We start from the raw sequence: 22303 nt of genomic DNA on the forward strand, positions 1-22303 counted from the left end.
GTTACATCGACCGAAAGTCTCTGTTGGAGCGGATGCCTGCCGCCCGGAAACCTGAGGACCGACGGGTCCGTGTCGAAGGTTTCGGTTTTGATCGCGCCGCCAAGCGGCTGATCTTAAACGTTTATCCTTCCCACTCCTCCCATCAGACCAATCCCCTGCTCCGCCCCGATTCACGGGGGCGTATTGTCACTGCGCGTGTTCCCCTGCCGTGGCGTGGCCGAAGATCGACGGCAGACCGCGCGCGACGCCGGTGTCGACGGTGACGGTCGCGCTCATGCCGGTGCGCAGCGCCATCTTGGCGTCGGGATCGGTCAACTCCAGGCGCACCGGAATGCGCTGCGTGACCTTGACCCAGTTGCCGGTGGCGTTCTGTGCGGGCAGCAGCGAGAACTCCGCGCCCGTGCCGGCGCCGATCGCCTTGACGGTCGCCTCGAAGGTGCGGCCCGGATAGGTGTCGACGACGATCTCAGCCTTCTGGCCCGGCTTCATGTTGGTGAGCTGCGTCTCCTTGAAATTGGCGTCGATCCAGGTGTCGCCGGTCTCGACCAGCGCGAAGAGCGGCGTGCCGACCGAAACATACTGGCCGACCTTGAAGGAGGCCGCCTGGTAGATGATGCCATCCGCCGGCGCCTTCACGGTGGTCTGCGCCAGGTCGTAGGCGGCCTTGTCGCGCGCGGCGAGCGCCGCCATCACGGTCGGATGCTTGTCGGTCTCGATATCCGGATTGCCGCCGAGTGCCGCCTTAGCGCTGACGATGCCCTGCTGTGCGACGGCCAGCTGCTGCTTGGCCTTGTCGAGATCGTTGCGGGCTTGGTCGAGCGAGGACTTGGCGTTGATGCCTTTCTGCGCGAGATCGGCGGCGCGGTCATATTGCGACTGCGCATAGTCGACCTCGCTGGAGGCAGACTTCTCCTGCGCCATCGCCTGGCTGTAGGCGGCGCGCAGCTGCTCGACATTGAGGCGCGCGGCGGCGACCGCCGCATCGGCCTGGGCGAGCGCTATTCTGTAAGGCTCGGGATCGATGACGAAGAGAAGGTCGCCCTGCTTGACCAGCTGGTTGTCGGCGATGCCGACCTGGACGATACGGCCGGCAGTATCGGAAGCGACCGAAATCCTGGCCTGCTGCAGGTTGGCGTTCTCGGTTTCCTGATAGCGGCCTCCCGTCACCCAGACATAGGCGCCGCCGGCAAGCAACGCCAGCGGCAGGGCAACCATCAACAGGAAGCGGCCGAGGCGGCGCTTCTTCTTTGGCGCGGCCGGGGCTGGCTGCGGCTCGGGCGCAGCCGCGACCGGAGCGGCCGCCGGCTGCGCCGGGGCTTCTGCGACCGGCTGCGCTGACGCAAACTTGGTGACGTTGTCGTCCTCCATCTTGGCTGCCGCGTTCATGCTGCCCGCCCTTCTCTATTCTTGATCTTTTCCAGGGACGACGTCTCGCCGTCCGTCAGATTCTGCACAATGGTGTCCAGCACGCGGATCAGGACGCGGCGTTCTTCCGCCGACACGCCGGTCAGCGATTCCTCATAGACCTCGCCGGCCAGGCTCTTGACGTCGGCATAGGCCGCGTTCGCCTTTTCGGTCGGGAAGATCATGCGCACGCGCCGGTCGGTCGCGTCCTGGCGACGCTCGATCCAGCCGCCCTCCTCCATGCGGTCGACCAGGCGCGAGACGCTGATCGGCTCGATTTCGAGGAGCTCGGCAAGCCGCGCCTGCGCGACGCCGGCCTCCTTGGCGACGCGGACGAGCAGCCGCCATTGCGCCGATGAAAGGCCCAGTCCGCTGGCACGCGCCTCGAAACGCTTGCGCATCAGGCGCTGCACGTCGTGGATCAAAAAGCCCAATCTGTCGATACCATCTGAAACCATGAGCGATACATATAATAAGCGTGCTTACTATTCAAGAGGATGCTTTGTTCCAGAAGCCGGCAAATCGACATGGCAGCCGTGCCAGGGATGTATGGTCGCAGGTCGGCATGTAAGCGCCACTGAGCACCGGTTCCGGCGGCGTCCTTAGGCGATGGGTGCGTGGCACGGTGCCAACCGCCTGAGATTCACTGTGTTTTAGCAGCTGTGCTGGTGCCGTTCGGCATGTTTGTGATACATCTAGGGCGAGGATCGGGGGATCATCGCAATGCCGACGCTCTATGCGCTGAAGCCGGCTTTCCAGGAAAGGCTGCGGCCGCTGGTCAACAGGTTGGCGGCGATGGGTGTGACGGCCAACGGCATAACGATCGCGGCTGCACTGCTGTCCATCGCGGCTGGATCGGCGATCGCGATCCTCCCCGGTTGGAACCTGCTGCTCTTCCTCATCCCCCTTGTGCTTTTCCTGCGCATGGCGCTCAACGCCATTGACGGAATGATGGCGCGGGAACATGGCCAGGCCTCAACGCTCGGCATGTACCTCAACGAGATCTGCGATGTCGTCTCCGACCTCGCGGTGATCCTGCCCTTCGCCGCCCTTCCCCAATTCGGCGCCTGGGGTGTCGTCGCCTTTGCCATCGCCGCGGCGCTCACCGAGTTCGCCGGCGTGCTCGGCATCGCCGCCGGGATCGGGCGAAACTATGCCGGGCCGTTCGGCAAGAGCGACAGGGCGCTGGCGCTCGGCGTGGTCGCCGTGCTCGCCGCCGCCGGACTCTGGCCGGAGGCAATCGCGCCGTTTGTGTTTCCGGCCATGGCTACGCTTTCGCTGCTGACCGCCATAAACCGGATACGCGCCGGTCTTATTGGCAGCACCGGCTGAGCACCGAGACTCGCCATGCCGTCCGGGGGAACCGCCATGCTTCACGAACAGGTCGCCAGCGCGCCGGCGGAAAGCCTTGCGCGGCAGGCGCAGGAACGCGCCTTCCGCAGCCATGACGGCACGCAGATCTTTTACCGCTACTGGCCGGCGATGCAGGCCACGGCCAAGGGCGCGGTCGTGCTCTTCCATCGCGGGCACGAGCATGGCGGCCGCATGGCGCATCTCGTCGACGAACTCAGCATGCCCGACTACGCCTTCTATGCCTGGGATGCGCGCGGCAACGGCCGCTCCGCCGGTGAGCGCGGCTATGCTCCGTCCTTCGCCGCGCTGGTGCGCGATATCGACTGTTTCATGCGCGAGATCGCCGCCAGGGACCGCTTTGCCGCGCAGGATATCGCGTTGATCGCGCAGTCCTTCGGCGCGGTGCTGGCGGCCGCGTGGGTGCACGACTATGCGCCCAAACTGCGCGCCATGGTGCTCGCCTCGCCCGCCTTCTCAGTGAAACTCTATGTTCCTTTCGCCAAGGAAGGCATCGCACTGTGGCAAAAGATCAAGGGGCGCTTCTTCGTCAATTCCTACGTCAAGGCGAACCTTCTCACTCATGACCCTGTGCGCATCGCTTCCTTCGAAAACGACCAGCTGATCACAAGGCCAATCGCCTCGAACATCCTGCTCGAGCTCTACCAGCACGCGGCGCGCGTCGTTGCCGATGCGCGCGCCATCACCGTGCCGACGCAACTTCTTCTGTCGGGCAGCGACTGGGTGGTGCGGCACGCGCCGCAGCACGAGTTCTTCGTCAATGTCGGCAGCCGCGCGAAGCAACGCCACGTGCTGCCTGGTTTCTTCCACGATACGCTGGGCGAGCGCGACCGCGCCAAGGCGCTCGACCTGATCCGGCCGTTCCTCGAAGCGCAGTTCGCGGCACCCGCAGCAGCTGTCGATCTGCAGCAGGCGGACATCGCCGGCTACACGCGCGATGAGGCCGACCGCCTCGCCTCGCCGCTCGATCTCCTGTCGCCCAAAGGCCTCTATTGGACGATGAGCCGCGCCTTCATCCGCATCGGCAGTTGGTTCTCGCAAGGCATGAAGGTCGGCGTTACCACCGGCTTCGATTCCGGTTCGACGCTCGATTATGTCTATGAGAACGAGCCGCGCGGCCTGGGGCCGATCGGCCGCATGGTCGACCGGACCTTCCTCGACGCCATCGGTTGGCGCGGCATCCGTCAGCGCAAGCTTCACATCGAAGAACTGATCGGCTCGGCGCTGGCAATACTGAAGACCACTGGGCGGTCCACCAACATCGTGGACATTGCGTCTGGCCACGGCCGCTACGTCCTCGATGCGATCGACAAAAGCCGGGAGCAACCGACCAGCGTTCGGCTGCGCGACTATTCCGACCTCAATGTCGAGCTCGGCCGCAAGCTGATCGCCGAGCGGCAATTGCCGGCCAGCGTGTCGTTCCAGCGCGCCGACGCCTTCGACGGCGACGGGCTCGCCGCGCTCGATCCGGCGCCGGACCTCGCCATCGTGTCCGGCCTTTACGAGCTCTTCTCCGACAATGCGCTGATTGCGCGCTCGCTCGGCGGCCTGGCCCGCGCCATGCAACCGGGCAGCCTGCTCATTTACACCAACCAGCCCTGGCACCCGCAGCTCGAAATGATCGCGCGCACCCTGACCTCGCATCGCGGCGGCCAAGCCTGGGTGATGCGGCGGCGCACGCAAGGCGAGATGGATCAGTTGGTCGAGGCGGCAGGCTTCGAGAAGCTCGACCAGCGCATCGACCAATGGGGCATGTTCACCGTCTCGATGGCAAGGCGGCTTTAGGACCACCGCCGCATGCCTTCCAGTGTCGAGCCCCCGCCACTTTCACCCAGCGCCGAGCCCTATGGGCGTGTCGTCCTTCGCGCAGCGCTGTGGCTCGCCTTCCTCGCGCCGTTCTTCTATTCGACCTACGGCTTCGCCAATTGGCTCGCCTCGACGCGCGACCATGTCGGCAGCATCGTGTTCTCCTGGGAACACCATGTTCCGTTCGTCGCCTGGACGATCGTGCCCTACTGGTCGATCAACCTGTTCTACGGACTGTCGCTCCTGCTCAACGACAGCCGCCAGGGCGTCGACCGGCTGGCCGGCCGCTACCTCACCGCGCAGATTGTCGCCGTCGCTTGCTTCATCCTGTTTCCGCTGACCGCCACCTTCGTGCGGCCGGAAACGAGCGGCCTGCCGGGTTTCCTGTTTGCGGTGCTCGGCGGCTTCGACAAGCCGTTCAACCAAGCGCCGTCGCTGCACATCGCGCTATTGGTGATCGTCTGGGATCACTGGCGCCAGCGCCTCACCGGTCCTTTGCTGCGTCCATGGCACGGCTGGTGCTTTCTGATCGGCGCCTCGGTGCTGACGACCTGGCAGCACCATTTCATCGACATCCCGACCGGCGCGCTGCTCGGCTTCTTTGCCCTGTGGCTCTCCCCGGCACGGGGCGAGCTGCCGTTCGCCGGTTTCCGCCTGACCGCCGACTGCAAGGCAAGGCGGCTTGCGCTATACTACGCGCTGGGCGCCGCTCTGGCGCTAACGGGCGCTGCGGCCGGCGCCCTCTTCTCCGCCCTCGCCTTGTTGCTTCTATGGCCTTCGCTGGCGCTGGCCATCATCGCCTTCGCCTATGCCGGGGCCGGCGCGAAAGTGTTCCAGAAGGCAGCGGATGGCCGTGTGTCGCTGGCAAGTCGCATCCTGCTTTGGCCCTATCGCCTAGGCGCCAGGGTCAATGTCTGGGCTTGGACGCGCAAGCTGCCGCCGGTCGTGCCGGTCACCGATGGCATCTTCCTTGGGCGGTTCCCGAGCGCCGCTGAGGCTGACGGCTTCGGCACGGTGATCGATCTCGCCGCCGAGCTTGAGCGGCCGCGAGACGCGACGGGCCGCTGGCAAAGCTTCGGCATGCTCGATCTCCTGCCGCCGCCAGTGGGTGTGCTCAACCAAGCGGTGGCGGGGATCGAGCCGGCGCGCCGGCAAGGCACGGTCCTGGTCTGCTGTGCGCTCGGCTTCCAGCGCAGCGCCACCGTCGTCGCCGGATGGCTGGTCGCGACGGGCCGCTCGCACACGTCGGCGCAGGCGCACAAACAGCTCGCCGCGTCCGGACGACCAGTGCATCTTCAGATCGGACTGGACGAGCCTGCATGACGGACCAAGCCTATCAGCAGCGGACAGCCGGCCTTGCCGCCATGCTGATCAAACACGCCGCATGGCCGGCCGCGATCGTGCTCGTCTGCGACGGCTTCGCGCCTTTGGTCGCCTCGGCGCGCGGCGCGCTCCAGGCGCCGATCGCGGTGCTGGCGCTGTTGGTCGCGGCGGCAAGCGCCGTCGTGGTGCTTGGGTTTTCGGCACTTCTCGCGTTCGACGCACTGCTGTTCCGACTGATGGCGAGCCATGACAATGAGCGTTCGGGATGCGCCGCCGCCGACGACGTGCTGGTGCGGATGCGGCTCAAGCCCGCCTCCTCCTCTCCGCGCCCGCTCGACGACCGCATCGCCGGAACGCGCCGCCTGCTTGCCCGGCAGCGTATCGCCTTCGCGATCTTCGTCATCGCGTTCCTGACAGCCGGATTCTGGATGCCGGGATGAACAAGCTGTCGCTCCGGACCTTCACGCTGCTGCAGACGGCGACCTCTGTCGGCCTGGCGGCGCTGGCCTGGGCGGTGACCGGCGTGCGTCCGATCTGGAGCGGCTGCCAGCCATCGGACCGGCAGCGCATCTATTTCGCCAACCACACCAGCCATGGCGATTTCATCCTTTTGTCGGCCTGCCTCAGCGAAAGAGAACGCGCCACGACACATGCGGTCGCCGCCGCCGAATATTGGCGAAAGTCGCGGCTGCGCCGCTTCATCGCCGAGGACATGCTGTCTTCCGTGCTGATCAGCCGGCAATGGACGAGCCCGGAAGAGAACCCGATCTCCGTCATGCTTTCCGTCCTCGACCGGGGTCATTCGCTGATCATCTTCCCGGAAGGCACGCGCAACATGAGCGACGAGCCGCTGCCGTTCCGCTCCGGGCTCTACAATCTGTCGATGGCGCGGCCGGAAGTGGAGCTGATCCCGTGCTGGATCGAGAACATGTCGCGCGTATTGCCCAAGGGCCAGTTCCTGCCGGTGCCGCTGCTTTGCCGCGTCGTCTTCGGCGCGCCGGTGGCGGTGGCGCCGGGCGAGGAACGCCGCGCCTTCCTCGAGCGCGCCCGGGCCGAACTTCTGGCCCTCAATCCCCGTCCCCATCGAGACGAATGATGCGCCACGAAATCAGCATCCTGATCATCGGCCTTTTCGTGGTGCTGACCACGGCCAGCGCCACCGCCGCGGTGCTGTCGGCGCGGGCGCCGAAGCCGCTCAGCGCGACGCTCACCAACCTCACCCAGCGCATCAATGCCTGGTGGGTGATGGTGGCGCTGATGACGGTCGCCTTCTTCTTCGGCCGCTACGGCATGACCATCCTGTTCGCGCTGATCTCGTTCGCGGCACTGCGCGAGTTCGTAACCTTGACGCATAGCCGCCGCAGCGACCATTGGGTTCTGCTCGGCATGTTCGGCATCGTCATTCCGGTCCAATACTGGCTGGTGTGGACCGCCTGGTATGGACTGTTCGTCATCTTCATCCCGGTTTACTGCTTCCTGCTGATGCCGGCGATCACGGCGCTGCACGGCGATACCGAGCGCTTCCTGGAGCGCGTGTCGGCACAGCAATGGGCGATCATGATTGCCGTCTATTGCGTCAGCCACGTCCCTGCGCTGCTGACGCTGAACGTGCCCGGCTTCGAGGGGCGCAACCTGCTGCTCGTCGCCTTTCTGATCATCGTCGTGCAGGGCAGCGACGTGCTGCAGTACATCTTCGGCAAGCTGTTCGGAAGGCACCGCTTCTCGCCAAAGGTCTCGCCGTCGAAGACCTGGGAGGGGCTGATCGGCGGGCTCGCCGCCTCGAGCCTGCTCGGCGCGCTGCTCGCCTTCATTACGCCGTTCTCGCCATTGCAGGCCTCGGCCGTCGCCTTCGTCGCCTGCACGATGGGGTTCCTCGGCGGGTTGGTCGCTTCCGCCATCAAGCGCGACCAGGGCGTGAAGGATTGGGGGCATCTGATCGAGGGCCATGGCGGCATGCTCGACCGCACCGACAGCCTGGTCTTTGCCGCGCCGATCTTCTTCCACCTCGTGCGCTATTTCTGGACGGTTTGACTGTCCGCATCGGCGTCTCCCTGCGCCGTTCCAAGGTCGCCTCACCCAAACATCGGAAAATTTTCAGAAACCGTTCGGGATTTCCGGAGCCGGAAGCGCCAAGAAGATCGGGCTGGCGAAAGACAGGCGGCAACGCCCGATCCCTTCTCCAGCCGACATATTTCCCGGTCGCCGCATCCTCCCTGCGCGACCGCAACCTTGGGCATGGAGACAACATGATTGCCGCACTCTTCCACAACAAGCCGCTGAGGCGCCGCCTTATCGCCGGCTCGATTGCCGTTCTTGCCTGCGGCGCCGCGATGGTCTGGCACGGCGCCAAAAGCGAGGCCTCGAATGCCAAGCCCGCCGCGCCGGAGACTAAGCTCGTCAAGACTATGGCGGTTGCCCCGATGCTCGACGCAGATACCCGAACCGCCATTGGCGAGATCCGGCCAAGACTCGAAAGCGACCTCGGCTTCCGTGTATCGGGCAAACTGCTCGAACGCGTCGCCGAGATCGGCGCGACGGTGAAGAAGGGCGAGGTTCTCGCCCGCATCGAAGACCAGGACTATCGCAACCGGCTCGCCAGCGCCGAGGCCGATGTCGCGGCGGCACAGGCCGTGCTTGTCGAGGCAAGAGCTGCGGAGGCCCGCATCGGCGCGCTGCTCGCCAAGGGTTTTACCACCCGCGCCAATTATGACGCCACGCTGAAGAATCTGCGCTCGGCGCAGGCCAAGCTCAAGTCGGCGAACATCGCCCTCGACATGGCCAAGGACCAGCTCGGCTATACCGAGCTGCATGCCGAGTTCGACGGCATCGTCACCGCCACCGGAGCCGAAGCCGGCCAGTCCGTCAATGTCGGGCAGATGGTGGTGCGCGTCGCCGATCCGAAGAGCCGCGACGCGGTCTTCTCGATCGCGGAAGCGGTTTTCGCCAATGCGCCCGATACGAAGCATCCGCCAAAAGTGATTGTCTCGCTGCTCAGCAATCCGGCGATCACCGCGGTCGGCACCATCCGCGAAATCGCGCCCATGGCCGACGCCGCGACCCGCACCTTCCAGGTCAAGGTCTCGCTGGAGAATGCTCCCGCCGAAATGCGCTTCGGCGCGAGCGTCGGCGGCCGCGCCGAACTGGCCAGCACCCCGGTCGTGGTGCTGCCGGGCAGCGCGCTTTTCGACAAGGACGGCAAGCCGGCCGTCTGGGTCGTCACCGCTTCGTCCGCTGTCCAACTCAAGCCCATCACGGTCGTCCGCTACGAGACCGACCGCGTGGTGGTCCGCGACGGGCTCGCCAAGGGCGATCTGGTCGTCACCGCCGGCGTGAACCGGCTGCGGGAGCACGAAAAAGTTCGTATCATCGAGGGAGAAGGAAAATGACCATGTCCAAGACCAAGGTCCTCATCGCCGGCGCCGGCCCGACCGGGCTGACGCTCGCGCTGTGGCTGACCAGGCTTGGCGTGCCGGTGCGCATCTTCGACAAGGCCGCCGCTCCCGGCGAAACCTCGCGCGCGCTCGCCGTCCAGGCACGCACGCTGGAATTCCATCGCCAGATCGGCATCGTCGACGACATCCTTGCCGAGGGCATCCGGCTGGAACGGCTTACGTTGCACACCCCGGCCGGCGTCGCCGCCAGGCTGCCACTGTCCGATTTCGGCCGCGGCATCAGCCGTTACTCCTTTGCCTTCGCGCTGCCGCAGGACATCCATGAACGCGTGCTGATCACGCATCTGGAACGCGCCGGCGTCGACGTCGAGCGAGGGACAGAGCTCGTTGCCTTCCAGGACAAGGGTGACGCGGTCATCGCGACCCTTTGCCGGAATGGCAAGACCGAGACCGTCAGTGCAGCCTATCTCGCAGGCTGCGACGGCGCCCGCAGCACGGTGCGCCATGGGCTCGGTATCGGCTTTCCCGGCGGCACCTACGAGCAGGCCTTTTACGTCGCCGACGTGAAGGGCACAGGCGACGTCACCCGCAACGGCATGGACACGACGATCAGCACCTACGGCTTCGCCATCGTCATGCCGGTCCGGCAGTCGGGCTCGCTGCGCCTCATCGGCATCGTGCCGAAGGCGCATGAGGCCGACGAGACGATCAGCTTCGAGGCGATCCGCGCCGATATCGAGCGCGAAACCGGGGTCACGATCCATGAGGTCAACTGGTTCTCGACCTACCGCGTCCATCATCGCGTCGCCGAGCGCTTCCGCGTCGGACGCGCCTTCCTCGTCGGCGATGCCGGCCATATCCACAGCCCGGCCGGCGGCCAGGGCATGAATACCGGCATGGGCGATGCTGTGAACCTCGCCTGGAAGCTAGGCGCCGTGGTGCAGGGCCGAGCCGATCCTCGCCTGCTCGACAGCTACGAGCCGGAGCGCATCGCCTTTGCCCGCAAGCTGATCGAAAGCACCGACACGGCCTTTCGTTTCATCACCAGCCGCTCGAAGGCGATCGGTCTGTTCCGGCGCTACCTGATGCCAAAGATTTTGAACGCGCTGCTGCACACCTCGTTCGGCTCGCGTGCCTTCTTCGGCGTCATCTCGCAGGCGGCGATCCACTATCGCGCCGGGCCGATCAGCTCGGGGGTGGCGGGCAAGGTCAGCGGCGGCGATCGCCTGCCCTATGTTGTTGGCGCGAATGGCGACAATTTCGAGCCGCTGCGGTCGCTCGACTGGCAGGTCCATGTCTATGGCGAGGTCGATTGCGATTTCCGGGCGATGCTCGCGCCGACCGGCATCCCGGTCCACGCCTTCGCCTGGACCGACGCCGCCGGGAAAGCCGGCCTGCAGCGCGACGCAGCCTATCTGGTGAGGCCGGACGGCCATGTCGCGCTCGCCTCGCCGGTTCAGGAAGCGTCCGCCTTCCAGCGCTATCTCGCCAGCCTAGCCATCAGGCCGAGGCTTGCCGAACGCGCGCCCTACCGTGTGCCAGGTACCATGCACAGCCTGGCCTGAATTGCCTCAGTGCCCGCCACGCGGCGGGCGCTGACCGAACTCTGACCGTCACTTGTTTTGGCCAGCCGGCAGCCGCCGGCGGAACGCGCCTTCGCGCGTGCTGAGAGGGATTTGCATCATGACCAGCTTCAATCTTTCCGAATGGGCGCTGCGCCACCGCAGCTTCATCGTCTATCTGATGATCGCGGCTGCCCTTGCCGGGCTCTATGCCTATGGCGGCCTCGGCCGCGAAGAGGATCCGCCCTTCACCATCAAGACCATGGTGGTGAAGACGATGTGGCCGGGCGCCAGCACCAGCGAGACGGTCGAGCAGATCACCGACCGCATCGAGAAGAAGCTGGAGGAACTGCCGGACCTCGACTACGTCAAGAGCTACACCAAGCCCGGCGAATCCGTCGTGTTCGTCAACCTCAAGGACACTGTTGCCGGCGACCAGGTTCAGCCGCTCTGGTACCAGGTGCGCAAGAAGCTCGACGACATCAAGCCGACACTGCCGTCCGGCGTGCAGGGCCCGTTCTACAATGACGAGTTCGGCGACACCTACTCGCTGATCTACGCGCTCACCTCCGACAGCCTCAGCCATCGCGAGTTGAAGGATCTCGGCACCAGCCTACGCGCCGGGCTGCTGACGGTGAAGGACGTAGCCAAGGTCGACCTGATCGGCCAGCAGGACGAGAAGATCTATCTCGAATTCTCGACGCAGAAGGTGGCGGCGCTCGGCCTCGACGTCGGCACGCTGTCGCAGGCGCTGCAGGCGCAGAACGCGCTGACGCCGAGCGGCACGGTCGATGCCGGCCCCGAGCGCATCGCCATCCGCGTCTCCGGCAGCTTCACCTCCGAGGAAAGCCTCAAGGCGATCAACTTCTACGCCAATGGCCATTACTTCCGGCTGGGCGATGTCGCCGAGGTCAAGCGCGCCTATTCCGACCCGCCGCAGCCGATGTTCCGCTTCAACGGCAAGTCCGCCGTCGGCATCGCCATCTCGATGACTTCGGGCGGCGACGCGCTGGCGCTGGGCGATAACGTCAAGGAGAAGATGCATGAGATGGAGGCCGAGCTGCCGCTCGGCGCCGAGCTCGGCCTGGTCGCCGACCAGTCGCATGTCGTGGAAGAATCCGTCGGCGAGTTCACAAAAAGTCTCGGCGAGGCGATCGCCATTGTGCTTGCCGTGTCGCTGCTGGCGCTCGGCTGGCGTCCGGGCGTCGTCGTCGCGGTCGCCATCCCGCTGGTGCTGGCGATCACCTTCGTCACGATGGAGTATTTCGGCATCTCGCTGCAGCGCATCTCGCTCGGCGCGCTGATCATCGCGCTCGGCCTGCTGGTCGACGATGCGATGATCGCGGTCGAGATGATGATCTCGCGCATGGAGGAAGGCTACGACAAGATCTCGGCCGCCACCTATGCCTACACCTCCACCGCCTTCCCGATGCTCACCGGCACGCTGGTGACGATCGCCGGCTTCGTGCCGGTCGGCTTCGCCAAGAGCGGGGCCGGGGAATACTGCTTCTCGCTGTTCGCTGTCGTGGCGATCGCGCTCGTCGTCTCCTGGGTGGTTGCGGTGCTGTTCACGCCACTGACCGGCGTCTTCCTGCTCCCCGATCGCATCAAGGGTCATGGCGGCAGCCATCAGCCCTCGCGCATCGCGCGCGCTTTCCAGGCGCTGCTCGAAATGGCGATGCGGGCGAAATGGCTGGTGCTGTCGGCGACGGCCGGACTGTTCGCGCTCTCGGTCGTGGCGATGGGCTTTGTCGGCCAGGAGTTCTTCCCGAAGTCCGACCGGCCCGAGGTCATGCTCGACCTCACTCTGCCGCGCACCGCCTCCATCAAGTCGACGGATGTCGTGGTCGAGCGCGTCGAGAAGCTGCTCGCCGCCGATCCCGACATCGATCATTGGAGCTTCTATGTCGGTCAGGGCGCGGTGCGCTTCTACCTGCCGCTCGACGCGCAGCTCGCCAACGACTTCTTCGCCCAGGCCGTGGTGGTGACCAAGGGCCACGCCGTGCGCCAGGCCGTCATCGACCGGCTGGAGAAGGAGCTGTCGACCGGCTTCGACGACGTCATGGCCCGCGTCACGCCGCTGGAGCTCGGCCCGCCGGTCGGCTGGCCGCTGAAGTTCCGCGTCAGCGGTCCGGATCCGGACAAGACACGGAGTCTCGCGCAGCAGTTCGCGCAGGTGCTGGGCAGCGACGCCTCGGTGCGCAACATCAACTACGACTGGAACGAGCCGGCCAAGGTGATCAAGGTCGATGTCGACCAGGACAGGGCGCGCGCGTTGGGCATCTCCTCGCAGCAGCTCTCCGAGACGATCAACGCAGTGCTGTCGGGCTCGAAGATCACGCAGATGCGCGACGACACCTACTTGGTCGACATCGTCGCACGTGCCGTGGATAGCGAACGCGCCAGCATCGACACGCTGCGCGGCCTGACGATCAGCGCGTCCGGCGGACGGCGGGTACCGCTCGAGCAGGTGGCAAAGCTAAGCTACCGGACCGAGCCGCCGCTGATCTGGCGCCGCGGCCGGCTGCCGACCGTGACCGTCCAGGCCGACGTCGCGCCGGGCGAGAACGCCACCACCGTGTCGAAGCGGCTCGAGAGCGCCATTGCCACCTTCAGGGCTGAGCTGCCCGCACGCTACAGCGTCGAACAGGGCGGCGTGATCGAGGACAGCGCCAAGGCGCAGGCCAGCATCTTCGTGGTCTTCCCGCTGATGCTGTTCATCATGGCGACGGTGCTGATGATCCAGCTGATGAGCTTCCAGCGCCTGGTGCTGGTGCTGCTCACCGCTCCGCTCGCCATCATCGGCGTGGCCGGCGCGCTGCTCATCTCCGGCGCACCGATGGGCTTCGTCGCGATCCTCGGCGTGCTGTCGCTGATCGGCATGGTGATCCGCAACTCGGTCATCCTGATCGCGCAGATCGACCAGCACATCGCCGCCGGCGAGGAGGCGTGGGCCGCGGTGATCAGCGCCACCACCCATCGGTTGCGGCCGATCCTGCTCACGGCGGCGGCCGCCATTCTCGGCATGATCCCGATCGCGCCGACCGTGTTTTGGGGACCGATGGCCTATGCGGTGATGGGCGGCCTGATGGTGGCGACGGTGCTGACGCTGGTGTTCCTGCCGACGCTCTACGTCACCTGGTTCGGCATCAAGGCGCCGGCCAAGGCCATGCCGGCGGCCGAACCGATTACGGCCGCCGCCGAACCTCAGTCCATGGCCGCCTAAGCGGCGGGGCAAGACAGGCCACGGCGGAAGAGTCGCCGTGGCCGCATCTCACCAGCTACCGAAAAGAACGACAATGACTCCCTTTTTTGGAAATCTCCTCGTTCGCTTCAACGCCGGCTTCCTGATCCTCGCATCGGTCGGCGGGCTCGCCACCGACATTGCCGGCTCCTTCTTCGGCCGCGGCGCCGAGGCCGTGCTGCTCAACAACGCGCCCGGCACCGGCATCGGCTTCATCGAGGCGCATGGCCTCGCTTTGATCATCGGTGTGACGCTCTGGCGTATCGCCTACTCCCGCATCTGGCATGCCGTGATGGCTGCCGTTCATGTGCTGCTCGGAACGGCGAACCTCCTGTTCTGGCAGTTCTTCATCGCCGCCGACGTGCTCGTCGTCGGCTATCTCACAACCGCGGCACACTTTCTGTTCGTGGTTGCTCACCTGGCGGCACTGGCGGGTTCGGCCCGGCTTGCCGCTACATCCTCCCACTAGACTTCAACCAACATCTGGAGATACCAATATGCCTTTGAAATCCCTAAAGAAATTCCGTTCGGCAGCAGCTATGCTCGCCCTTGCGATCACTGCCGTCGAGATCGTCGGCAGCGCCGTCCCGGCCCTGTCGCTGGTCAGTACCGCCGAGGCTCGCATCGGCGCGCCCTGGACGCCGCGCAGCGCAGCCGGCGTTGCCCGCCGCACCACCACCTGGCGCGTGCTGCGGCACACGACAGCCTGGGTCGCGACGCTGCCAGCCGGCTGCGTCCGCACCAAGGTCAACGGTTTTGACGTCTGGCGCTGCGGCGGCACCTACTACCGCGCCTACCAGGGCCGCTACATCGTGGTCGTGGCCGATTGATCGGTCCCGAGCACGACCTGAGGCGCGTCGCGCTGAAACGGAGTCAGGCGACGCGCTTTAGGTCTTTGTTTCTCTGAGGGACATGCATTTAGCCGAGGGCAAGCCTAACGCCTTCGGCGAGATGCTCGGCATCCGCCTGGCTCTCGAACGGAACGCCGCGCAATGCGTAGTCGAGCGGCGAGAACGGAGCGCCCTCGTCGATGAGGGCGATCTGCCGACGCGCCTTCTCCATATCTCCCATCTGGGCATAGCAGGCTGCCAGCCGCGTGCGGATCCAGGGCGCCGGGCGCGTTGCCAATTCCAGCGCTTCTGCAGCCTGCCGGTACTCCCCCATCATATAAAGCGCCAGCGCGCGGTCGAACTGGTACCAGTGCGGATGCAAGGGATCGATGCGAATGCCGCGGGCCAGCCAGGTCAGCGCGTCCAGCGGCCGACCGCGCATGGTGAGCAGCATGCCCATCTGCTCGATGCTGTCGGCATCATAGGGATTGAGCTGGAGCGCAATGCGCATGTGATGCTCGGCCGCCTCGTGATCGCGCATATAGAGGCGGATCAGCGACTGCACGCGATGGCCGGTCGGCTGATCGGGCGACAAGGCCAGGCCCTTGTCGGCAAGGTCGCGCGCGTTTTCCAGGACGGCATCGCTGGCGCGCCCGAACTCCCCATCCAGCGAGCGCGCCAAGGCGAGATAGGAGTAGGCCAGCCCATAATTCGGATCCTTAGCGATCGCCGCCTCGAACAAGGCCTCGGCGCCGCGCTGGTCGGTCTGGGCGGGATCGCGCAGCAGCGCAAAGCCACGCAGCAGGAGTTCGTAGGCGGCAAGGCTGGTCACCGGCTTGCGCGAAGCCTGCTCCAGTCCGGCATTGGCGACCCGGGTGACCAGGCGGCTGACGATCTGCTCGACGATCTCGCGCTCGATCGCAAACAGGCCTGCGCCTTGCGACTGGTACCGATCGCCCCAGAGCTGTCTGGCGCTGGCGATGTCGACAAGGCTGACGGCCACCACAACATGCTCGCCCTGCCGGCGCAGCGACCCCTCGACCAGATAGTCGGCACCGATGCGGGCGCGGATCTGCGGCCACTCGGCGCGGCCGAAGGAGGTGAAGGAGAAGCTCGAATTGCGCGCCAGGACCGTGACCGTGCCGAACCGCGCCACGCCGTTGATCAGGTCCTCGGCAAAACCGTCGACCATCGCCTCGTCGGCCGGATCGCCGCTATCGTTGCGAAAGCGCACGACCGCCACGATCGGCTGCGTACTGATCTCGGGCGCAGCTTCGGCCTCGGCGGCAAGCATATAGCCGCGCTTGGAGACGGTGCGCACCATGTCCTCGCCCAGCACCTTGCGAATTTCGCGTACCGATTGCGTCAGTGAATCCTCGGTGACGTAGACGCCCGGCCAGACGACATCCATCAGTTCCGATTTCGGCACCACGCGGCCCATGTTGCGGGCAAGATGCGACAGCAGCGCATAGGCTTTCGGACGCAGGAACAGCGGCTCGTTGAGGCCGCGCAGCGTGCCCATGGCAAGGTCGAGCGTGAACCCGCCAAATCGAAAGACCTGATCGGCCCTCGCCGTCGTCATCGGGAACACCCCTTCCCGCCTATCGTGCACAATGCCGGGCCCTTCCACTCGACCCGGCTCGCACATCACCATTATTGCCCAGAGCGCAATTTCGATCAAACTGGCCGTCGGCGGGGTGGCTAGTGTCGCCCGGCCAAATGCGAGGAGCCATGAACCCCACCGAGAAGGCGCTGTGGTTTGTCGAAAGCCATCTGCCCGACGCCATCAGCCTCGACGAAATAGCGGCGAGCAGCGGCGTGTCGCGCTTCCACGTGACGCGCGCCTTCGGCGCGGCTACGGGGCGGTCGGTGATGGGTTACATGCGAGCGCGCCGCTTGAGCGAAGCGGCGCGCAAGCTGGCCGGCGGTGCGCGCGACATTCTTTCGGTCGCGCTCGATGCCGGCTACGGCTCGCATGAGGCGTTCACGCGGGCTTTTCGCGAGCAATTCGGCACCACGCCGGAGCTGGTGCGCGCGCAAGGCTCGACCGAAAATCTCGACCTTGTGGAGCCCATAATGATGGACAGTTCGCTTCTCACCACACTCGAGCCGCCGCGCTTCGAGATCAGCCGCCCCTTCCTGATCGCCGGCCTCGGCGAACGGTACAGTTGCGAGACCAGCGCTGGCATCCCGATGCTGTGGCAGCGCTTCGGCCCTTATATCGGCAACATCCCCGGCGAGATCGGCGATGTCGCTTATGGCGTCTGCGTCAATGGCGACGATGCCGGCAATTTCGACTACGTCGCCGGCGTCGAGGTGTCGGATTTCTCCGATCTGCCGAAGGATTTTTACCGGGTTCGAGTGCCGGCGCAGAAATACGCGGTGTTTGCGCATCGCGAGCACATCTCGACCATACGACGCACGGTCAACACCATCTGGAATAAGTGGCTCCCTGCATCCGGACATGAGATCGCCGACGCCCCGGATTTCGAGCGTTACGGCCCCGAATTCGACGCGCACACCGGCAATGGTGGGCTGGAGATTTGGGTGCCGGTGAGGGGTTGAGGCGCCTTTTTCCACAAGGAGCAGGGGGAGAGTTAAAGCTCCAAATTCCAAGTCTGCCCCATCAGATCCTTGCCGAAGGAATGATGGCGCTCCTCGTCGACCAGCTTGAAGCCCGCGGCCTGGTAGATGCGGCGGGCCGAGCCAAGAATGTCGTTGGTCCATAGCGTCAGCGTCTTATAGCCCTTGGCTCGAGCGAAGGTGATGCACTCGTCAACCAGCCGTCGGCCAATGCCAAGGCCGCGCGCCGACGGTTCGACATAGAGCAGCCTGAGCTTCGCGACCTTTGGCGATTTGCGCATGACGAAGACCGAGCCGACCACCTCGCCTTCGCGCTCGGCGATCCAGCTGCGCTCCCATTGCGGGACGAAGTTCTTGACGAACTCGCCGAGGATCTCGGCGACCAGAGCCTCGTAGGTTTCGTCCCAGCCATAGTCCTGCGCGTAGATCAGGCCCTGGCGGTGCGTGATCCAGCCAATGTCGCCGACCTGCAGCGGCCGCAGGATATAGGGCACCTTGGGTTCGGGCCTGTCGCCGAGCAGGTCCTGCACGGTGCGCATGGCCTTGACCAGCCGCTCCTGATCGGCGGGGGCCAGACGATCGAGCAGCGCACGCACCTGGTTATGCGAATCCTGATTGAGGGGCGCGAAGGCTTCCCTACCTCGAGCCGTCAGTGCGATCGATGAACGTCGCGCATCCGCTTCGCTTGCCTCGCGCTCGACCAAGCCGCGCTCCTCGAATTTCTTCAACAGGCGGCTGACATAGCCGGGATCGAGGCCGAGATCGCGCACCAGGTCGCTGGCGACGAGCCCGTCGCGATGGGCAAGCTCGTAAAGTACCCGGGCCTCGGTCAGCGAGAACGGGCTCTTCAGCAAGCCTTCGTCGAGCAGTCCGATCTGGCGGGTGTAGAAACGGTTGAAGGCGCGCACCGCATCGATGCGATCCTTGCCGGGATGGTCGTGGATGGTCATAGGAAGTCCTCCTGTCCTGGACAGGATCAATCATTTAGTTGACTGAGTCAATAAATTGGTTGTCACAGCTTCGTCATTTATTGACGGTTGCGGCGGATCAGGCGCCACTGCGAGCGCTGAACGCCTCACCCCATCGGCAGCACTGGCCAGAACTCCACGATCCGCCCGCCGGAAAACACGGCAATCGCACCCAAATGCTGCAGCACGGCCTCGCTCTGCATCGGCCGCAGGAAGGCATAGTCGCCGGGCTTCACGTTCGCCCCGTGGGGCAAACCCATGAACTGCTGGTTGGAGGACAGCCCGATCAGTCCGTTCGGCTTCATACCCTCGGGTAACACCGGCTCGGCCATCCACTTGCCGCCATAGAGATAGCAGCCCTTCTTCGGAAAGAGGCCGAGCGCCCGCAGCGCCTTGGAGACCGCCGGCGGACCGGGCAGAATTGGATTGAGCACCTTCAGGATCGGCGTGGCGATGAAGGCCGCCGGTTGGAAACCGTCGAGGCCGGGCGTGTCGAAATCCTTGGGCAGCACGAAGGCCGAGCCGATCGACACTTCGTTGGCGACGCCGTCGCCATGCAGCAGCGCGGTCTTCGAGCCGCCGATGTTGAGGATGCGGCGCTGGTCCGGGTCAAGCGCAGCGGCAAATTCGGCAGCGCTGGCAGAGGCCTGCTTCAGTGCCCTGGCCGCGCCGCCGAACAGGCCTGGAATCTCCGGCGCATGCGCCTCATAGGCCATGATGCCGTCGCAGCGCAGACCATCGGGTATCTTCAGCGCCCTGATCTCGGCGGGACCGGAAAAACCGCCGCGATGCAGGCCGACATCCACCTCGAAGGCGAAGCGCAATTCGGTGTCGAGCGCGGCGGCCAAGGCGCCATAGTCGGCCAGCCGCTCCGGCGTGTCGATCAGCCAGCAGACGCGCGACCACCAGCCGGCGCCGCCTCTGGTCAGCGCGGCCCTGGCGGCGACCACCGGCATCGGCTTGCCGTAGAGCAGGTCGCCCTCGGGGAAGGCGTCGAGCACTGCTTGCGTCACCGGCGGATGGAAGGTCATGAAGCGGTTGGTTTCGAGTGCTCGCGCGATATGCGAAAGCAGCGGTATGCAAGGCAGCGACTTGTCGACAAGCCGCACGGCAAGGCCCGAAGCCAGCCTGTCCTTCACCAGCGCGATGTTCCCGTCCAACCGGTCGCGGTCGAGAACAAGGCAGGGCCGGAAAATCTCTGCGGCCCTCAATGCGTCGGACAGGGCAGCGAAATAGGCGCTCATTGCTGGATGCCGAACAGGCTGGCCATATAGGGCGAGACGAAGCGGTTTTGCGGATCGATGTCGCGCCGCACGGCAAGCGCGTCGTCCCAGCGCGGATAAAGCTTCTTGAAATCCGCCGCCTTCAGGCTGTGCATCTTGCCCCAATGCGGCCTGCCGCCATACTTGCGGAAAATAGGCTCGGCGGCGCGCATGAAAGGCAGCGGATCGTTCGCCGCATCGTGGTGGATGGCGATCGAGCAGGTCAGCCTTTTGTAGAAAGGCGAAAGCCAGAATTCGTCGGGCGCCACGGAACGCACCTCCATCGGGAAATAGACTTCCGGGAAGTGCTTCTCCGTCAGCGCGATAATCTCGGCCAATGCCTTTGGACCTTCCTCGTAAGGCAGGTGGTACTCCATCTCGTTGAATTTGGTGCGACGGTCGCTGGCGTAGACGTTGAGCCAGTCCTGCACATAGTCTTCCGCAGCGACTTTCCTCACTGCGCTCTTGATCAGCGCGCGGCGCAGCGAGGGCAGCCAACGCAGCGCCGTGCGCAGCTTGCGCAAAGTCGCCAGCCCTTCCTCGTCGTCCTCGGTCGGCCGCGGCGTGATCGGCGCGTCGCTGAAATCGCTGGCGATGAACTGGGCGTAGCCGGAAAACGGGATGTAGTAGAACTCGGCCGAGCGATGCGCGGCCATCATCGTCTCGAAGTTCTTGAGCATGTCGCCAATCGGCAGCACCCATTTGCGGCGGCGCAGCCGGTAGGTCGCGATGTTGTTCATTGTCACTTCGGTGAGCACGCCGAAGCTGCCCAATGTAACGCCCGTGGCGTGGATCATGTCCTGATCGCCCGCCCGGCTATATTCACGCAGCTTGCCTTGCCCATCGACGAGCTGCAGCGCCTCGAGCTGGGTGTGATAGGCGCCGAGCGTCGGGCCGGAGCCGTGCGTCGCCGTGCCCAGCGCCCCGCCGATCGCCTGCTTGTCGATGTCGCCCATATTAGGCAGGCCCTGGCCGATATCCTGCAGGATGCGCATCAGGGCGCCGAGCCTGGTTCCCGCCCTCACCCGCGCCCGGTTGTTCGCGGCATCATGTGAGACCAGGCCTTCGATCTTCTCCAGCGAGACGATGGTGCCTTCGGACTGCACCAGCGGCGTGAAGGAATGGCTGGCGCCGGCAACGCGCAGCGGTCCGGGCGCCGTGCGCACCAGCTCGGCCAACCCGCCGGCATCGGCCGGTGTCGCGATCTGCTTCGGGGAAGCCGTGACGAGGCCGGACCAGTTGCTCCAGGCGTTTGCCATCATGATCCTCCCGCTCAGGGCTGGCCGCGGCGGCGGGCGACCAGCACGAAGACGCCGAGCAAAAGCACGCTCGCCAAAGCGGTGGCGGCGGCGAATTCCGGCACCGGCCTGAAGTTCGCACCGTCGATCAGAAGCGAGGCGGCGATCGGACCGATGGCGAGGCCGAAGAGTTGCGCAGCCGGCACCAGAAGGGCGGCGGTGCGCGTCTCGTCGGCGGTGATGGCAAGTCGGATCTGGTAAGGCACGATGAAAAGCAGGATGAAGCCCATCAGCAGCGCGACCGCCCAGAACACTGGAAGGCCCGGGCCGGATGCAAGCAGCAACGAGCTGATCGCCGCGATAATCCCAATGACGGTGATGGCGAAACGATAATCGATGCGAGCCTCGAAGATGGTCGCGGTCATGGCGCCGATCACTTGCGCGGCAAGGCTTGCCGAAACGATCAGGCCAACGGTGCGGCCGTCGATGCCGAACTGCGCGCCGATCGGCTCGAGAAAAGCCCAGACGGCGCCGAAGAACATGAAATAGCAGAAGATCGACAAGAGCGCGGTGACTGCCGGCACCGTCGCCACATTGGCGAACTGCTCTTCTTTGGGAAGGTCGGCATAGTCGTCCGGCACGGTCCAGGCGACAACCAGCGACAGCAGGCAGACGATGCCGAGCGCGATGAAGCCGCCGGCCGAGCCGGCTCGCGGCACGGCATAGAGCGCGAGGATCAGCGCCAGAGCGCATTGCGCCAAGGTCTGCAGCGTGACGAAATAGCCACCGATGCGCTCCGCTCGGCGCGAGCGGGCGATCAGCTCCGTCGCGACGGCGACCAGCCCGCCCTCCGCGAGGCCCGCCAGTGCGCGCGCGCCGATCAGCGTATTGGGGCTGCCGGCATAAGCGGTCCAGACGTTGGCGAGCGCGAGCAGGACGAGCAGCGCCGCGCTCTTCCAGCGCATGTTCCTGGCAGGGAGCAGCATCGCCACGACGCCCGACCCGATGGCGATCGCGATCATCTCGGCGGTTGCGACCAGCGCCAGCTCGTCACCGGTGACATGACCTTCGCTGTAGAGCGCGCCGAGCAGCACCGGCTGCAAGCCGAGGATCAGCAGGCCGACAGAGCCGATCCAAAGCGCCGAGGCCAGTTGCAGGCCGGTCGGGTTGCCGACAAGCCAATCGCCATTTTCCGCTTGCACGGCTTGCGATGCGGTCACGAGGCGCCCTCCCTTGCAGCCCGGTCAGAAAGCTGACAAGTTGTCAGCATTTGGCGAAACTGATGCTTGATCATATTTTTTGTCAACCGCGAATTCGCAC

19 protein-coding genes are annotated in these 22303 nt (G+C 65.4%); 12 read left to right on the top strand and 7 right to left on the bottom strand.

Annotated elements, in window-relative coordinates; translation table 11 throughout:
• Positions 1-186: 186 nt before the first annotated feature.
• Together P9273_RS20760 and P9273_RS20765 are read right to left on the bottom strand one after the other, a co-directional pair.
• Positions 187-1386 carry an HlyD family secretion protein gene (locus tag P9273_RS20760; protein WP_278050568.1) on the bottom strand — a complete coding sequence of 400 codons (1200 nt, stop codon included), beginning with the start codon at positions 1384-1386 and terminating at the stop codon, positions 187-189.
• On the bottom strand, positions 1383-1862 hold the full coding sequence (locus P9273_RS20765) for a MarR family winged helix-turn-helix transcriptional regulator (protein ID WP_041001110.1): 480 nt from the start codon (positions 1860-1862) through the stop codon (positions 1383-1385). Before P9273_RS20765 ends, P9273_RS20760 begins: the two co-directional genes overlap by 4 nt.
• Positions 1863-2127: 265 nt before the next feature.
• Between P9273_RS20765 and P9273_RS20770 the strand changes: the two genes are divergently transcribed.
• The 11 genes from P9273_RS20770 to P9273_RS20820 all read left to right on the top strand — a co-directional run bounded on the left by P9273_RS20770 (position 2128) and on the right by P9273_RS20820 (position 14932).
• Positions 2128-2736 carry a CDP-alcohol phosphatidyltransferase family protein gene (locus tag P9273_RS20770; RefSeq protein WP_278050569.1) on the top strand — a complete coding sequence of 203 codons (609 nt, stop codon included), beginning with the start codon at positions 2128-2130 and terminating at the stop codon, positions 2734-2736.
• Between the two features lie 36 nt (positions 2737-2772).
• On the top strand, positions 2773-4560 hold the full coding sequence (locus P9273_RS20775; protein ID WP_278050570.1) for a bifunctional alpha/beta hydrolase/class I SAM-dependent methyltransferase: 1788 nt from the start codon (positions 2773-2775) through the stop codon (positions 4558-4560).
• Positions 4561-4572: 12 nt separating this feature from the next.
• Entirely contained in the window at positions 4573-5904 is a 1332-nt protein-coding gene (locus tag P9273_RS20780; RefSeq protein ID WP_278050571.1) for a phosphatase PAP2/dual specificity phosphatase family protein, read from the top strand.
• Positions 5901-6344: a hypothetical protein gene (locus P9273_RS20785; protein WP_278050572.1), complete on the top strand. Its 444-nt coding sequence runs from the start codon at positions 5901-5903 to the stop codon at positions 6342-6344. The genes P9273_RS20780 and P9273_RS20785 overlap by 4 nt, the downstream gene beginning before the upstream one ends.
• Positions 6341-7000 (top strand): lysophospholipid acyltransferase family protein, encoded by a 660-nt coding sequence (locus tag P9273_RS20790; RefSeq protein ID WP_278050573.1) that lies wholly within the window; start codon positions 6341-6343, stop codon positions 6998-7000. The genes P9273_RS20785 and P9273_RS20790 overlap by 4 nt, the downstream gene beginning before the upstream one ends.
• On the top strand, positions 7000-7935 hold the full coding sequence (locus P9273_RS20795) for a phosphatidate cytidylyltransferase (RefSeq protein WP_278050651.1): 936 nt from the start codon (positions 7000-7002) through the stop codon (positions 7933-7935). Before P9273_RS20790 ends, P9273_RS20795 begins: the two co-directional genes overlap by 1 nt.
• A gap of 215 nt (positions 7936-8150) precedes the next feature.
• Positions 8151-9290 (top strand): efflux RND transporter periplasmic adaptor subunit, encoded by a 1140-nt coding sequence (locus tag P9273_RS20800; RefSeq protein WP_278050574.1) that lies wholly within the window; start codon positions 8151-8153, stop codon positions 9288-9290.
• 2 nt (positions 9291-9292) lie between these two features.
• Positions 9293-10861, top strand: a complete 1569-nt coding sequence (locus P9273_RS20805) for an FAD-dependent monooxygenase (RefSeq protein ID WP_278050575.1) — start codon at positions 9293-9295, stop codon at positions 10859-10861.
• Between the two features lie 118 nt (positions 10862-10979).
• Positions 10980-14084 (top strand): efflux RND transporter permease subunit, encoded by a 3105-nt coding sequence (locus P9273_RS20810; RefSeq protein WP_278050576.1) that lies wholly within the window; start codon positions 10980-10982, stop codon positions 14082-14084.
• Between the two features lie 73 nt (positions 14085-14157).
• On the top strand, positions 14158-14571 hold the full coding sequence (locus P9273_RS20815) for a hypothetical protein (RefSeq protein ID WP_278050577.1): 414 nt from the start codon (positions 14158-14160) through the stop codon (positions 14569-14571).
• A 28-nt stretch (positions 14572-14599) separates the two neighbouring features.
• On the top strand, positions 14600-14932 hold the full coding sequence (locus P9273_RS20820; RefSeq protein ID WP_278050578.1) for a hypothetical protein: 333 nt from the start codon (positions 14600-14602) through the stop codon (positions 14930-14932).
• Positions 14933-15020: 88 nt separating this feature from the next.
• Here P9273_RS20820 and P9273_RS20825 read toward each other — a convergent pair whose 3' ends face one another.
• Entirely contained in the window at positions 15021-16514 is a 1494-nt protein-coding gene (locus tag P9273_RS20825; protein ID WP_278050579.1) for a winged helix-turn-helix domain-containing tetratricopeptide repeat protein, read from the bottom strand.
• A gap of 149 nt (positions 16515-16663) precedes the next feature.
• Between P9273_RS20825 and P9273_RS20830 the strand changes: the two genes are divergently transcribed.
• Positions 16664-17497 (top strand): AraC family transcriptional regulator, encoded by an 834-nt coding sequence (locus P9273_RS20830; protein ID WP_278050580.1) that lies wholly within the window; start codon positions 16664-16666, stop codon positions 17495-17497.
• A gap of 32 nt (positions 17498-17529) precedes the next feature.
• Here the strand turns inward: P9273_RS20830 and P9273_RS20835 are convergent, their stop codons facing one another.
• The 4 genes from P9273_RS20835 to P9273_RS20850 form a co-directional block, all read right to left on the bottom strand.
• The gene (locus P9273_RS20835; RefSeq protein ID WP_278050581.1) at positions 17530-18465 is read right to left on the bottom strand and encodes a bifunctional helix-turn-helix transcriptional regulator/GNAT family N-acetyltransferase; all 936 of its coding nucleotides are present in this window, start codon (positions 18463-18465) and stop codon (positions 17530-17532) included.
• Positions 18466-18590: 125 nt separating this feature from the next.
• Entirely contained in the window at positions 18591-19727 is a 1137-nt protein-coding gene (locus P9273_RS20840) for an alanine racemase (protein WP_278050582.1), read from the bottom strand.
• Positions 19724-21004: a D-arabinono-1,4-lactone oxidase gene (locus P9273_RS20845; protein ID WP_041002598.1), complete on the bottom strand. Its 1281-nt coding sequence runs from the start codon at positions 21002-21004 to the stop codon at positions 19724-19726. The genes P9273_RS20840 and P9273_RS20845 overlap by 4 nt, the downstream gene beginning before the upstream one ends.
• A 14-nt stretch (positions 21005-21018) precedes the next feature.
• Positions 21019-22203 carry an MFS transporter gene (locus tag P9273_RS20850; RefSeq protein WP_278050583.1) on the bottom strand — a complete coding sequence of 395 codons (1185 nt, stop codon included), beginning with the start codon at positions 22201-22203 and terminating at the stop codon, positions 21019-21021.
• Positions 22204-22303: the final 100 nt, after the last annotated feature.

The sequence above is a fragment of the Mesorhizobium sp. WSM4935 genome (genome assembly GCF_029625735.1).
Lineage (GTDB): Bacteria > Pseudomonadota > Alphaproteobacteria > Rhizobiales > Rhizobiaceae > Mesorhizobium.

Coding starts and splice junctions, on each gene's coding strand:
- P9273_RS20760 (WP_278050568.1), bottom strand. CDS start 1,386: ATGAACGCGGCAGCCAAGATGGAGGACGACAACGTCACCAAGTTTGCG.
- P9273_RS20765 (WP_041001110.1), bottom strand. CDS start 1,862: ATGGTTTCAGATGGTATCGACAGATTGGGCTTTTTGATCCACGACGTG.
- P9273_RS20770 (WP_278050569.1), top strand. CDS start 2,128: ATGCCGACGCTCTATGCGCTGAAGCCGGCTTTCCAGGAAAGGCTGCGG.
- P9273_RS20775 (WP_278050570.1), top strand. CDS start 2,773: ATGCTTCACGAACAGGTCGCCAGCGCGCCGGCGGAAAGCCTTGCGCGG.
- P9273_RS20780 (WP_278050571.1), top strand. CDS start 4,573: ATGCCTTCCAGTGTCGAGCCCCCGCCACTTTCACCCAGCGCCGAGCCC.
- P9273_RS20785 (WP_278050572.1), top strand. CDS start 5,901: ATGACGGACCAAGCCTATCAGCAGCGGACAGCCGGCCTTGCCGCCATG.
- P9273_RS20790 (WP_278050573.1), top strand. CDS start 6,341: ATGAACAAGCTGTCGCTCCGGACCTTCACGCTGCTGCAGACGGCGACC.
- P9273_RS20795 (WP_278050651.1), top strand. CDS start 7,000: ATGCGCCACGAAATCAGCATCCTGATCATCGGCCTTTTCGTGGTGCTG.
- P9273_RS20800 (WP_278050574.1), top strand. CDS start 8,151: ATGATTGCCGCACTCTTCCACAACAAGCCGCTGAGGCGCCGCCTTATC.
- P9273_RS20805 (WP_278050575.1), top strand. CDS start 9,293: ATGTCCAAGACCAAGGTCCTCATCGCCGGCGCCGGCCCGACCGGGCTG.
- P9273_RS20810 (WP_278050576.1), top strand. CDS start 10,980: ATGACCAGCTTCAATCTTTCCGAATGGGCGCTGCGCCACCGCAGCTTC.
- P9273_RS20815 (WP_278050577.1), top strand. CDS start 14,158: ATGACTCCCTTTTTTGGAAATCTCCTCGTTCGCTTCAACGCCGGCTTC.
- P9273_RS20820 (WP_278050578.1), top strand. CDS start 14,600: ATGCCTTTGAAATCCCTAAAGAAATTCCGTTCGGCAGCAGCTATGCTC.
- P9273_RS20825 (WP_278050579.1), bottom strand. CDS start 16,514: ATGACGACGGCGAGGGCCGATCAGGTCTTTCGATTTGGCGGGTTCACG.
- P9273_RS20830 (WP_278050580.1), top strand. CDS start 16,664: ATGAACCCCACCGAGAAGGCGCTGTGGTTTGTCGAAAGCCATCTGCCC.
- P9273_RS20835 (WP_278050581.1), bottom strand. CDS start 18,465: ATGACCATCCACGACCATCCCGGCAAGGATCGCATCGATGCGGTGCGC.
- P9273_RS20840 (WP_278050582.1), bottom strand. CDS start 19,727: ATGAGCGCCTATTTCGCTGCCCTGTCCGACGCATTGAGGGCCGCAGAG.
- P9273_RS20845 (WP_041002598.1), bottom strand. CDS start 21,004: ATGGCAAACGCCTGGAGCAACTGGTCCGGCCTCGTCACGGCTTCCCCG.